The sequence below is a fragment of the Halanaerobium kushneri genome (genome assembly GCF_900156285.1).
In the GTDB taxonomy this organism is placed as follows: Bacteria; Bacillota; Halanaerobiia; order Halanaerobiales; family Halanaerobiaceae; genus Halanaerobium; species Halanaerobium kushneri.
On sequence record NZ_FTNC01000025.1, the window covers coordinates 1 to 12657 of the forward strand.

The window sequence follows — 12657 nt, forward strand, 5'->3', positions numbered from 1 at the left end:
AGCGGCTGGTACAAACACATCCGCTTTGCCCCAAATAAACTGCTGGAAAAAACAATTAAATATCTTAGAAAAGCACTAACAGATTTTAGAAAGAAGGTGGTGCTAAATTAAAACCACCAGTACAGTTTAGACTAATTTTTTAAGCTATGAAAACCATAGTTTAGTTAAGTGCGTCTAAAATCTGGAAGCTGGACAATTTATTTAACTGGCTATTTAAATTGAGACTAAATATTTAATTTTAATAGATTGAAATTATTTTTTAACGGCAAAAATCTAAAAAGAACTATTTTAACTTTTTACTTGCCGAATTCAAGTTAAATTTTTAGCTGGAATTTTGGAAGGAGGCAGAAAAATGGTTAAAGTAGAAATCTGTGTGGGCAGCCACTGTTCACTTGTAGGAGCATTAAATATTTTAGATACTTTAGAAGAATTACAGGAGGAGTATCCAGAACAAATTGAGATAAATAGAGTTGAATGTTTGGATATGTGTGGAGATATCAAAAATGCTCCTGTAGTTAAAGTTGATGATGATCTTATTACCTCAGCTCAAACTCAGATGGTAATCAGTAAAGTAATGGAGAGGATAAAATGAGCAAATTAAAAGGAATTTATACTGATATAGTTAAAATCCGACGGATGGTCTTTGCTGAGCTGGCAAGGCTGGCTCTCAAAGATGCTGAGTGTGAAGAATTTGATAAAATACCTTATCGAATCATTGATACTGAAGAAGCTACATATAGATCAAGTATTTTTAAAGAAAGAGCAATAGTTGCTGCCCGGGTTCGGATGGGACTGGGAATGGACTATGAAACAAACCAGGAACATAAACTGCTTTCAGAGGGAATCAGAGATTTTCTTAAAAATGATAATCAGCTCAAGGAACCTCTGGTCAATGTAATTCGTTTTGCTTGTGAGAAATGTCCGACAAATGCTCATTTTGTAACTAATAACTGTCGTAAATGCCTTGCTCATCCCTGCAGTATTGTCTGTCCTGTTGATGCAATTACTATTGAAGAGCACGCTGCAGTTATTGATCAGGAAAAATGTATCAACTGTGGGAAGTGTAAGGAAGCCTGTCCTTATGAGGCAATTGTAAACTACGAGCGCCCCTGTGCAGCTGCCTGTGGTGTTGATGCCATAGAAAGTGATGATTATAATCGAGCTCAAATAAATCAGGATAAATGTGTAAGCTGTGGTCAGTGTATTATAGCCTGCCCATTTGGAGCTATTGCAGATAAATCTATGATTTATCAGCTTTTAAAATCAATTAAAAAAGGGGAAGATGTCCGGGCAATTATTGCACCTTCCTTTGTCGGTCAGTTTGGTCCTTTAGTTTCTGCAGAAAAAATTGTAACTGCTTTAAAAGAGCTGGGTATGAAAGAAGTGCGCGAGGTTAGCCTGGGAGCTGATTTTGCTTCTCTGCATGAAGCTGAATTATTTGCAGAAGATATTCCAGAAAAGCAGCCCTATCTTGGCACTTCCTGCTGTCCATCCTGGACTTATGTGGCAGATAAACATGTGCCTGAAGTTAAGGATAATATATCTGAATCTAGCTCACCAATGATTTTTGCAGCTAAATCAGTTAAAGAAGATAATCAGAACAGTAAAGTTGTATTTATTGGCCCCTGTGTTTCTAAAAAACTGGAGGCCTTAAGTGATAAAGTAAAAGATGAGGTGGATTTTGTAATTACCTTTGAAGAGCTAGCAGCGATTTTTGTAGCGGCAGATATTGAGCTGACCAAAGTTGATGCAGAAGAGGAAATTAGAGATGCATCATATTATGGTCGCGCTTATGCTAATGCAGGTGGAGTTGCTGAAGCTATCAGGCAGAATTTGAAAGTAAAATATGAAATAGATCCGCCAATTACTAAAGCAGATGGACTGGCAGATTGTAGAAAGACCTTAATGAAAGCAAAGGCTGGAGTTCTTGCTGGACATTTGATTGAAGGAATGGCCTGTGAGGGCGGCTGTGTTGGTGGTCCTGGAACTTTGCTGGCTACAAAACGGGGAGCAAAATATGTTGATAAATTTGCAGATGAGTCACCTTACAAATTTGCCTTTGAAAATGAAAACTTGAATAAGAATGAGCCAAAAGAATAAAAATTCCATTATCATCATCTCTTATCACTACTACTTATAAGGGCATAAGTTTTGCTTAAATGGGCAACTTATGATATAATTATTTCTGAATTGTTTTCAAAATGAGGTGAATCTGAATGGAAGAAAATGTTCTTGATAAAATAAAAGAGGAAGTAAAATCATTTGTCGGTCATCGAGTAAGTGTTAAAGCCAATCGAGGCAGACGAAAAGCGGTAGAAAAAGAAGGGGTTTTGGAAAAAACTCATGAAAATGTTTTTGTAGTTAGAATTAAAGATCACAATCAAATTAGGCGACTTTCTTATACTTACTCAGATCTTTTAACAGATGATGTAGTAGTCATGTCTAAAGATGATGAAGTAAAGATAGGTGTTTAATTTAAGATAGAGGATATAAATTTAATAGAGCAGCCGTAGCTGGCTGCTTTTTTTCCTGTTATTTTTTAAATAAAATTTTACAAAAAAAGAATATATTTCTAAGAAGATAATTTGTATTATCTAAGTATTATTCATAAACGGGTAATTTAATAACGGGATAAACTCAAAAAAACGAAAGGGGAGATAGGTTTGGGAATTGATATGGCTATAGGATTACTCGGTGGTCTGGGCCTCTTTATCTATGGGATGAAGCAGATGAGTGAGGGGTTACAAAAAACTGCCGGGAAAAGACTGCGTCATTTTTTGGCTGCCATGACTTCAAAACCAATTATGGGAGTTGGAGTTGGAACAATTGTTACCGCCATCATTCAAAGTAGTAGTGCAACTACAGTTATGGTTGTAGGTTTTGTCAATGCTGGTTTAATGACTTTATTCCAGTCAATTGGAGTAATTATGGGTGCCAATATAGGTACTACAGTAACTGCTCAGTTAATTGCTTTTAAATTAGGTGATTATGCTTTTCATGCAATAGCAATTGGTGCTTTTACATATTTATTTTCTAAAAGCAAAAAATTTCAGTATATTGGACAGATTTTATTAGGTTTTGGTTTATTATTTTTAGGTTTAGAAACTATGGGGGATACCATGGAACCCCTAAAGGATTCAGTTGTTTTCGTCAACTGGATGGAAAGTTTTGCTCAGTATCCAATTTTGGGTATTTTAACAGGTATTTTTGTTACAGTAGCTATTCAGAGTAGTTCAGCTTCATTTGGTATTCTCTTAGGACTGGTGACTGCAGGAGCTATTCATTACGAAGCTGCAATTCCAATTCTTTTAGGTAGTAACATTGGTACAACTGTTACTGCTATTTTATCCGCGATAGGTGCTAATTTAACAGCTAAAAGAGCTGCAGCTGCCCATTTTTTATTTAATGTTCTGGGAGCTGGAATAATGATTGCATTTCTTTATATAGTGCCAGATTTTGGTTCTTTACTTGAAAATTTAATTTTAAATATCAGTGGAATTTTTGGCCAGATAAATCCTTCTGAGGAAAGGCTTCTGGCGAATACGCATACATTCTTTAATGTTGTGAATACACTTGTCTGGTTACCATTTACAGGTTTTATGGTTTATTTAGTTAAAAAAATGCTTCCAGGTGAAGACTTAACTCTAAAAAGAGGAACTACTTTTATAGATGATAGAATGTTAAGTACCCCCTATGTTGCAATTGATCAGGTTAAAAAAGAAATTGCGGCAATGGGTAAAATTTCTCGAGATATGGTCTGCGAATCTGTAGACGGATTTTTGAGTAAAGATGGTGAAGTAATCAGAAAGATTAGACATCATGAGGATATAGTAAATGAAATGGAGGAAGAACTTTTACATTTTATTCAGAAAATACCTCAGGCGCAATTAAATGATGTTGATATCCGAACTTTAGATAAATATTTTGCTGTGGTTGATGATATTGAAAGTATTGCTGATGATGCTGATGATATTGCAGAGTTAATCGAAAATAGATTAGAAAATAAACTCAAGTTTTCCTCTGATGCTCAGGCAACAATTCAGGAAGTATATTCAATTATCTGTGATGTACTGGATAAGACTTTGGAATTGATTGAAACTGATGACCTTGAAATCGCTGCTGAAATTTTGGAAGCAGAAGAAAGATTAGATCAAATGCAAATTCAATTTCGACAGGAAAGTATTAGTAGAATCAAAGGTTCCGATAAAGGAAGCTGTGATCCTAATTCCGGTATTATTCTTTTAGAATTACTTGATGATCTTGAGCATATCAGTGATCAAATGGCTGATATTGCTTACAGCATAATTGAAATTTATGAAGATGAAAGCACAGGTAAAGATGTTCAGGAAGTAGATGTGGTTTAAATTTACAAAGATTTAACATTGATATAGATTTATTTGCTTGGGGCCTCCTTTTTATAGGAGGCTCTTTTTGCTATAATGGAGAAAAGAGCTATTTTTAATTGTCCATAGTCTTCACAACGGTTTTCGTTGATAGCTAATTATTAGTTTTTTCTAACTCACTTCGTTCAGACAGGGAAAAAACTTTTCATAATTAGCTATACTCAAACCTGTTTCGACTAAAGGGCCAATTAAAAAAACTCTTTTCTCTGGGGATGCTTGAAGTTTGGATTGTTATCCTAATTTAAAGAATTGTTCTAATGATAATTTAATAAATTATAATCAAAGCTATTTTGTCTGAAGTACAAAATCAGATAAAGATTTAAGGAGGTTTCTATGACTAAATCACTTTCTGAAATGTCGCTGGAAGAATTATGGCAGCTGTTTCCCATAATCTTAAAAAAACATAATTCGGAATATAAAGAGTGGTACCGGGAAGAAAAGAAGGATTTACTAGCTGCTCTGCCGAAAAAATATATTGAACGGATTAATCACATTGGTAGTACTGCAGTTCCTGGGCTGCTGGCCAAGCCAACTGTTGATATTTTGCTGGAAATAAGCAGAGAAGCTGGGATCGCAAAGATTGAAGCAGAGCTAAAAAATGCCGGCTGGACTTTGATGCATAGAAATGAGGATTCTCAAGAACTTAATCTAGTTTTTAATAAAGGCTATACTCCACACGGCTTTGCAGACAAAGTGTTTCACTTACATCTACGCTATCTTGATGACTGGGATGAATTATATTTTAGAGATTATTTGATTGCTCATCCAAAAATAGCAGAAAATTATGGAGCTTTAAAAAAGAATTTAGAAGCAGAGTATAAAAATAATCGTGATGGTTATACGGAAGCAAAAACAAATTTTATTACAAAGTGGACTGCTGAAGCCAGAAAAGATTTTAAGAATAAATATAAAATAAATAAAAAAGATTAATTTGCTCAAAAATCAGAAATTTAGGAGGATTTATAATGGAAAAGATTCTTGTTGTTGAGGATGAAAAAAATATTAGAGAATTAATCAAATTTAATTTAAAAAACGCGGGCTATACAGTTGAGACTGCTGCAGATGGTAAACTAGCATTAGAAAAACTTTCTGAAGAAATTGATCTGATAGTTTTAGATTTAATGTTACCCGAAATTGATGGTATGGAAGTCTGTCGCCGGGTAAGAGCTAATAAACAACTGCGGCAGATCCCGATAATCATGCTAACTGCTAAAGGGGAAGAAGTTGAAAGGATTCTTGGCCTGGAGATGGGTGCAGACGATTATATGACAAAACCATTTAGCCCCAGAGAATTAGTTGCCAGAATTAAGGCAATCTTTAGAAGGGTTAAAGAGTTTAGAGAAGATAGTGAAAAAATAAAAGATGAGATAATTGAAGCCGGAAAATTAAAACTGGATATTTCTCGTCATGAAGTAATTTATGCAGAAGAGCAGATTGTTTTAACTCCCAAAGAATTTGAACTTCTCCGCTATCTGCTTATCAATCAGGGAAGAGTTTTAAGTCGAGATTTACTTTTAGAAAAAATATGGGGCTATGAATATGCTGGAGATACAAGAACAGTTGATGTTCATATTAGGCGACTGCGCAAAAAAATTGAAGCTGATTATATAGCCACAGTTAGAGGGGTGGGATATAAATTTGTTAAAATGGAATAATTTAGGTATCAAGAATCGTTTGATTATAATTTTCGTTGTAATGCAGCTTTTTATCATTGCATTAAGTTTTTACTACTTTAGTACAAATCATCGAGAATTTTATTTAGAACAGGAGAGAATTAGTCTGGATCATTATTCTCAATTGATGCTTAATAATATTAAAGCAGAAGAAATCTATAATTTAAGCCCAAGTCTGGAAAAAAAAGCTGCCAACTGGTCCCGAGATTCGGAAACCAGAATTACAATTATTGCAGCTGATGGGAATGTACTGGCTGATTCTCATTATGAGATCAGTGAGATGGATAATCATCGAAATCGGCCGGAAGTGGCTGAGGCTTTTCGCAATCAGAATTCAGGCAGTGAAATTCGTTATAGTGAAACAATTGGAGAAGAAATGCTGTATTATGCTGTTCCAATTAAAGATCAGGATAGAATAATTGGAATTTTAAGGACGGCGCGTCCGCTTCAATTTATTAGAAGTGTTTTAGTAGAAGATATAAAAAGTTATCTTTTTTTCTTTCTCATTCTGGCAGTAATTACAATTCTTTTAGCTTGGCGGCTTACCTTCAGTATTGTTAAACCGCTGGAAACCGTTACTGAAACAGCAGAAAAAATATCTGAGGGTGATTTAAGCCAGAGAATTCCTGTAAGAAAATATAATAGTGAAATTGAAAAACTGGCTCGAATGTTCAATTTTATGGCAGCAGAACTGGAAGAAAAAATTACAGAGATTTCACAGGAAAAAAATAGGATTGAAGCAATTTTAGAAAGTATGGTTGATGGTGTAATTGCTGTTAATGAAGAAGGAAAAGTGGCCTTAATTAATCCTGCTGCACGTAGAATATTCAATATTGAGGCAGAGAGGGTTAAGGGAAAAGAACTGATTAGCACTCTTTTTAGTCACAGAATTGATATGTACCTGCAGCGTGCTTTTGATAAAAAAGAAAGTATAAGCAGGGAGATTAAGTATAAAAATCCTGAGCCAAAAATTATTCATGCAACATTTATCCCCCTACTGGATGAGCAGAAAAATGTTACTGGCGGGGTAATTGTATTAACTGATATTACTGAATTAAGAAAATTAGAAACAGTTAGGAATGATTTTGTGGCCAATGTCTCACACGAATTAAGAACTCCGCTTACATCGATGGTTGGTTATTTAGATACACTTTTAGAAAGTAATATTGAAGACCCGGCGACACGAGACAAATTCTTAAAAATAATTAAAGAGGAAACTGATCGCTTATCAGTTTTAATTAAAGATCTACTCAACTTATCAAAGATTGAGTCTCAGTCTTTTGATCTTAAAGCAGATAATTTAGGGGAAGTATTAACTAAAGTAGTTAATTTATTAGAAAAAAAAGCAGAAGATAAAAATATTGATCTAAAAATTGAGATAGCAGCCAATCTGCCGCTTGTTTATATGGTTCGGGAGCAGATAAAGCAGGTAATGATTAATTTGATTGATAATGCAATTAAATATACTCCTGCAGGTGGAAAAGTCAGCATTAATGTAGAAGCTGAAGCTGATAAAGTTTATATTTCTGTGAAAGATAATGGAATTGGAATACCATTATCTGATCAGGAAAGGATTTTTGAAAGATTTTATAGAGTCGATAAAGCTCGGAGTAGAGCTCTTGGTGGCACCGGGATTGGTCTTTCAATTGTCCGTAATATTATAAAACAACATGGAAGTGATATTCAGGTCAAAAGTCGTGAAGGTGCTGGAAGTGAATTTTCTTTTTATTTAAAAGCAGCTGAATAAGTCTAAACTTTAATACCTGCTCTGACTAATATGAGCAGGTATTTTCTTTGCTTAATTTTGTAGTTGATAAACTATAAAATTAAAATATAATTTTGCTATGACAAGCTTTAACAACTAAAAAAGTAGAAATTAGTATAAAAAATATTGACTTAACTAATATTTAATGTTATTATCATATTAGTATTTATTAATATTAAAAGCCAAAAGGAGAATTTTGATGGATAAGTTACTTAATTTTTTAAAGTGTATAGCTGATGAAAATCGAATAAAAATACTTAAACTTTTATTGGATAGTCAGTACTGTGTGTGTCAGCTTCAACAGCTGCTGGGAAAATCTCAATCAAGTGTTTCTCAACACCTTAGTTATTTTAAAGAGCTGGATCTTTTAATAGAAGAAAAAAGTGGTAAGTGGATTTATTATTCAATCGATAGAGGGGTCTATGACAGTTATTTAGCCAGTCTGATTTCTTTAAGTTCAAATTCGCTAACTGAATTAAATTTGCCAGAACTTCAATCTAAGATAGATAATTTAGATACAGCAGCTGAGATTAAATCAGCTTCTAAAGGAGGCTGTTGTTAATGTTTTTATTATTTGAAAAATTGGCAGATTTGATAACTTATAATTTCTTTGGCCTGGACTCAGCAGGTAGATTGGGAGACTCTGTTCATTTCTTTATCTATGATACAACTAAGATAATTTTTTTGCTCTCTATAATGATCTTTTTTATTTCAATTATTAGGAGTTATTTCCCCCCAGAAAAAACAAAAAAACTTTTAAGTAGTTATAGAAAAATTACAGGACATGTTATGGCTTCATTACTTGGAGTTGTGACACCATTTTGTTCCTGTTCATCTGTTCCAATATTTATTGGTTTTGTAGAGTCTGGAATTCCACTTGGAATTACCTTTTCTTTTTTAATTACTTCACCAATAGTTAATGAGGTAGCTCTGGTTATGCTCTATACAATTTTTGGTTGGAAAATCGGGACTATCTATTTGATCAGTGGTATTGTTGTCGGAATTGTTGGTGGAATTGTGATTGAGATTTTAGGAATGGAAAAACAGGTAGAAGAATATGTTTACCAGATCAGCGCAGAGGAAAGTGAGATTGAAAAGCTAAACTGGAGTGATAGAATTGATTTCGCTCGGGCCGAAGTTAAAGAGATTGTGAGTAGAGTCTGGAAGTATGTAATAATTGGCATTGGATTGGGTGCTGTAATACACGGATATGCACCGGCCAAATTACTGGCTGAATATGCAGGAGTAAATAATCCTTTATCAGTTATTGCTGCTGTTATTGTTGGGATACCTCTTTACTCTAATGCAGTTGGTACCATACCAATTGTGGAGGCTTTAATGAGTAAAGGTGTTGCTCTGGGAACAGCTTTAAGTTTTATGATGGCAACTACTGCTTTATCTTTGCCAGCAATGATTATTCTGCGTAGAGTAATTAAACCTAAATTGATTGCCGTTTTTGTAACTGTTGTTGGAGTTTCAATTATTGGGGTAGGATATATGTTTAATTTAATTATCTAATTTTTAATTAAATAACCTGTATAGAAATTTGATTATTATAAATTGATTTAAGAAATTAAATTACAAATCAAATCTGAGGAGTGTTAAAGATGAAAATTACTATTTATGGACCAGGATGCAAAAATTGTGTCAATCTTGCTGACAATGCCAGGAAAGCTGTAGCAGAAGCAGGTATTGAGGCAGAGATAATTAAAGTTGAGGATATGAAAGAAATTGCAATGGCTGGAATTATGAGTACTCCTGCAATTGGTATTAATGGAAAGGTTAAGATAAAAGGGAGGGTTGCATCAGTAGAAGAAATTAAAGAGTTAATTGCTTAAATGTATTTATAAGCTGATAAATTATTTTAAGCACTCAATTATGCTAAGATAAAATTAAGCTTCTTTTACTTTTAAAAAATTAAATAAGTTTTTAATTAGACCGCCTACATTGGAAGTATTATATCAATGAGGGCGGTTTTTTTGTTTACATTATTTTAACATTAGTGACATACTGTTGTAACATTAGGCTGTTATCATTTAATCAGAGTCAAGTTAATAAAGAAAATAAAAATTCCTTAAGGGGGAAAAAATTAATGAGTAAAATTAATTCTTTTGTTGTTGTGCTGGCACTCTTACTGGTAGCTGTTATGCCCTTTAGTGTAATGGCTCAGGAAGAACTTACAATTCAGGGTTCTTCGACAGTTCTGCCGATTGCTCAAAAAGCGGCTGAGGTTTATATGGAGCAAAATTCTGATGTAAATATTTCTGTTCGTGGTGGTGGATCAGGTAACGGTATTGCTGCTTTGATTGATGGTGCTGTTGATATTGCAGATGCCTCTAGATTTGTTAAGCAAGCAGAGGTTCAAGCTGCAGTAGAAAATGGAATTTATCCTGTGCCTCACAGAGTAGCAATGGATGGAATTGCTGTTGTAGTTAATCCAGCCAATTCGGTTGAAGAATTAAGCCTGGAAGATATTAAATCAATTTATACTGGTGAAGCTACTAACTGGTCAGAATTTGGAGGACCAGATATGGAAATAGTAGTTGTCTCTAGAGATTCAAGTTCTGGTACTTTTGAAGTGTTTAATGAGATTACACTTGGTAAAGAAAGATTGACTAAAGCAGCTTTATTACAGGCTTCTAATGGTGCAGTTGCCGGAGTTGTTTCTGATACTGAAGGTGCTATCGGTTATGTGGGACTTGGTTATTTATCTGATTCACTTAAAGCTGTTAAAGTTAATGGGGTTCTACCTTCTAATGCAACAGTAGCCAGTGGAGAATTTCCAATTGCTCGTCCGCTATTCATGTTTACTGATGGCTGGCCAGAGGGTTTAACAGCCAGATTTATCAACTTTATCTTAAGTGCTGAAGGCCAGGCTCTAGTAAAAGAGCAGGGATTTGTACCTCTTCACTAAAAGATAAATTATAAAGTTTTATAAAGTTAATAGATAAACATCAAATATACTAGTATCAACCTGGAAAAGGGAGAGGCCTCTCCCTTTTTCAATGTTTATTTATAAAATTTTTTCTATACTTGAGAGGTGAAATTTATGTTAAATTGGAAGACTAAAGAAAAAATAATTAAAAATATACTTTTATTTTTTGCTTTTTCATCAATACTTTTCTTAACAGGGATTATTATTGTTTTGTTTAAAGAGGGAGCTCCAATTTTTTCTAAAGTAGGAATTTTGGAATTTCTTTTCACCAGTGACTGGTATCCAACTTATGATCCGCCAGGTTATGGTATTTTTAATCTTTTGTCAGGCTCAATAGTGGTAACAATTGGAGCAATGGTTATTGCAGTTCCTTTTGGAGTTGCATCTGCAATTCATATTGCTTATATTTTGCCCAAAAAATTTAAGAATATTGTTAAGCCAACAATAGAAATGCTGGCTGGAGTGCCTTCTGTTATCTATGGACTATTTGGAATGAAGATTTTAGGTCCATTTTTAAGAGAAGTTTTTGGCCTGCCTACCGGATTAACTGCTTTAAATGCAATGATAATGCTGGGAATTATGGCTTTGCCGACAATTGTTAGTCTGGCAGAAGATGCAATTACAGCAGTTCCTCAAAATTTCAGAGATGCCTCCCTGGCTTTAGGGGCTAATAGATTAGAAACCATGTTCAGAGTTATACTTCCCACAGCTTCTTCTGGTATTGTGACAGCTGTAATTTTAGGAATGGGAAGAGCCATTGGAGAAACAATGACAGTTTTAATGGTTGCTGGGGGTGCTTCGCTGTTTCCAAGTAATATTTTAAAACCTGTTAGGCCAATGACTGCAACAATTGCTGCCGAAATGGGAGAAGCTCCGGTTGGAAGTGAGCATTATCAGGCATTATTTGGAATAGCAATAATTTTATTTTTAATAACTCTTATTTTTAATATCTTTGCAGATTTTGCTCAGCAGAGATTTAAGAAAAAGGTGAGTGGAGAATAATGGAAAATAAATTAACTAAAAGAAAAGCAGTAGAAAAAATAGTATTTAGTATTTTGGGATTATTAATGCTGTCTTCAATAGCTGTCCTGGGCGTAATTATATTTTTTATCTTTAAAAGAGGTCTGGGGGTAATTAGTTGGGAATTCTTAACCTCTATGCCTAAGAACGGAATGACAGAGGGTGGAATTTTACCGGCAATTGTTGGTTCTTTTTATCTGGTTAGTGGAGCAATTTTAGTTGCTACCCCGCTTGGAGTCTTTGCAGCAATATATATGACTGAATATGCCAAAAAAGGAAAATTAATTAGAATAATTAGAATAGGTGTTAATAATTTAGCAGGTGTACCCTCAGTTGTATTTGGGCTTTTTGGTCTATCTATCTTTGTAAAATATCTTAATTTTGGAGTTTCCATTTTATCAGGAGCTCTTACGCTGGCTATTGTTATTTTGCCAACTATAATTCGAGCTTCAGAAGAAGCATTAATGTCAGTTCCCGATGAATACAGAAGTTCTTCTCTGGCACTGGGGGCAACTAAATGGCAGACGATAAAAAATGTAGTTTTACCAGCTGCATTGCCCGGAATTTTAACTGGGTGTATACTGGGAGTAGGACGTGTAGCTGGGGAGACGGCACCTATAATTTTTACGGCAGCTACTTTCTTTTCAATGCGTCTTCCCAACTCAGTATTTTCAGAAGTAATGGCCTTACCATATAATATTTATGCACTGGTTGCTACCGGTACTTTTCCCCAAAAGCAGATTCCAATTGCTTATGGTACAGCTGTAGTATTACTGGTATTAGTTTTATTGATTAATTTAGTTGCTATTTTTATGAGAATTAAATTTAGCAAAAAGAATACAAATTAAGCTGGAAGGAGTA

The 12657-nt window shown here is 34.3% G+C and carries 13 protein-coding genes; all 13 read left to right on the forward strand.

What is annotated here, in order from left to right:
• The first annotated feature begins 352 nt into the window (after window positions 1-352).
• The 13 genes from BW929_RS12560 to pstA all read left to right on the forward strand — a co-directional run bounded on the left by BW929_RS12560 (window position 353) and on the right by pstA (window position 12644).
• A complete protein-coding gene (locus BW929_RS12560) occupies window positions 353-592 on the forward strand; it encodes a (2Fe-2S) ferredoxin domain-containing protein (RefSeq protein ID WP_076545839.1) in 240 nt (79 codons plus the stop codon).
• A complete protein-coding gene (locus BW929_RS12565; RefSeq protein ID WP_076545840.1) occupies window positions 589-2100 on the forward strand; it encodes a 4Fe-4S dicluster domain-containing protein in 1512 nt (503 codons plus the stop codon). Before BW929_RS12560 ends, BW929_RS12565 begins: the two co-directional genes overlap by 4 nt.
• 116 nt (window positions 2101-2216) lie before the next feature.
• The gene (locus BW929_RS12570; protein ID WP_076545841.1) at window positions 2217-2474 is read left to right on the forward strand and encodes a Veg family protein; all 258 of its coding nucleotides are present in this window, start codon (window positions 2217-2219) and stop codon (window positions 2472-2474) included.
• 189 nt (window positions 2475-2663) lie between these two features.
• A complete protein-coding gene (locus BW929_RS12575) occupies window positions 2664-4364 on the forward strand; it encodes a Na/Pi cotransporter family protein (RefSeq protein WP_114489911.1) in 1701 nt (566 codons plus the stop codon).
• Between the two features lie 372 nt (window positions 4365-4736).
• Window positions 4737-5333, forward strand: a complete 597-nt coding sequence (locus BW929_RS12580; protein ID WP_076545842.1) for a GrpB family protein — start codon at window positions 4737-4739, stop codon at window positions 5331-5333.
• 35 nt (window positions 5334-5368) lie between these two features.
• Window positions 5369-6058 carry a response regulator transcription factor gene (locus BW929_RS12585; protein ID WP_076545843.1) on the forward strand — a complete coding sequence of 230 codons (690 nt, stop codon included), beginning with the start codon at window positions 5369-5371 and terminating at the stop codon, window positions 6056-6058.
• Complete coding sequence (gene pnpS, locus BW929_RS12590) at window positions 6042-7823, forward strand: two-component system histidine kinase PnpS (RefSeq protein ID WP_076545844.1); 1782 nt, start codon at window positions 6042-6044, stop codon at window positions 7821-7823. Before BW929_RS12585 ends, pnpS begins: the two co-directional genes overlap by 17 nt.
• A gap of 217 nt (window positions 7824-8040) precedes the next feature.
• Window positions 8041-8403 (forward strand): ArsR/SmtB family transcription factor, encoded by a 363-nt coding sequence (locus BW929_RS12595; protein WP_076545845.1) that lies wholly within the window; start codon window positions 8041-8043, stop codon window positions 8401-8403.
• Window positions 8403-9359: a permease gene (locus BW929_RS12600; protein WP_076545846.1), complete on the forward strand. Its 957-nt coding sequence runs from the start codon at window positions 8403-8405 to the stop codon at window positions 9357-9359. Before BW929_RS12595 ends, BW929_RS12600 begins: the two co-directional genes overlap by 1 nt.
• 89 nt (window positions 9360-9448) lie before the next feature.
• Window positions 9449-9679, forward strand: a complete 231-nt coding sequence (locus BW929_RS12605) for a thioredoxin family protein (protein ID WP_076545847.1) — start codon at window positions 9449-9451, stop codon at window positions 9677-9679.
• Between the two features lie 254 nt (window positions 9680-9933).
• Window positions 9934-10755 carry a phosphate ABC transporter substrate-binding protein gene (locus BW929_RS12610; RefSeq protein WP_076545848.1) on the forward strand — a complete coding sequence of 274 codons (822 nt, stop codon included), beginning with the start codon at window positions 9934-9936 and terminating at the stop codon, window positions 10753-10755.
• A 135-nt stretch (window positions 10756-10890) separates the two neighbouring features.
• Window positions 10891-11778: a phosphate ABC transporter permease subunit PstC gene (gene pstC, locus BW929_RS12615; RefSeq protein ID WP_076545849.1), complete on the forward strand. Its 888-nt coding sequence runs from the start codon at window positions 10891-10893 to the stop codon at window positions 11776-11778.
• The gene (pstA, locus tag BW929_RS12620; RefSeq protein WP_076545850.1) at window positions 11778-12644 is read left to right on the forward strand and encodes a phosphate ABC transporter permease PstA; all 867 of its coding nucleotides are present in this window, start codon (window positions 11778-11780) and stop codon (window positions 12642-12644) included. The genes pstC and pstA overlap by 1 nt, the downstream gene beginning before the upstream one ends.
• The last annotated feature ends 13 nt before the right edge of the window (window positions 12645-12657 follow it).

Coding starts and splice junctions, on each gene's coding strand:
- BW929_RS12560 (WP_076545839.1), top strand. CDS start 353: ATGGTTAAAGTAGAAATCTGTGTGGGCAGCCACTGTTCACTTGTAGGA.
- BW929_RS12565 (WP_076545840.1), top strand. CDS start 589: ATGAGCAAATTAAAAGGAATTTATACTGATATAGTTAAAATCCGACGG.
- BW929_RS12570 (WP_076545841.1), top strand. CDS start 2,217: ATGGAAGAAAATGTTCTTGATAAAATAAAAGAGGAAGTAAAATCATTT.
- BW929_RS12580 (WP_076545842.1), top strand. CDS start 4,737: ATGACTAAATCACTTTCTGAAATGTCGCTGGAAGAATTATGGCAGCTG.
- BW929_RS12585 (WP_076545843.1), top strand. CDS start 5,369: ATGGAAAAGATTCTTGTTGTTGAGGATGAAAAAAATATTAGAGAATTA.
- BW929_RS12595 (WP_076545845.1), top strand. CDS start 8,041: ATGGATAAGTTACTTAATTTTTTAAAGTGTATAGCTGATGAAAATCGA.
- BW929_RS12600 (WP_076545846.1), top strand. CDS start 8,403: ATGTTTTTATTATTTGAAAAATTGGCAGATTTGATAACTTATAATTTC.
- BW929_RS12605 (WP_076545847.1), top strand. CDS start 9,449: ATGAAAATTACTATTTATGGACCAGGATGCAAAAATTGTGTCAATCTT.
- BW929_RS12610 (WP_076545848.1), top strand. CDS start 9,934: ATGAGTAAAATTAATTCTTTTGTTGTTGTGCTGGCACTCTTACTGGTA.
- pstC (WP_076545849.1), top strand. CDS start 10,891: ATGTTAAATTGGAAGACTAAAGAAAAAATAATTAAAAATATACTTTTA.
- pstA (WP_076545850.1), top strand. CDS start 11,778: ATGGAAAATAAATTAACTAAAAGAAAAGCAGTAGAAAAAATAGTATTT.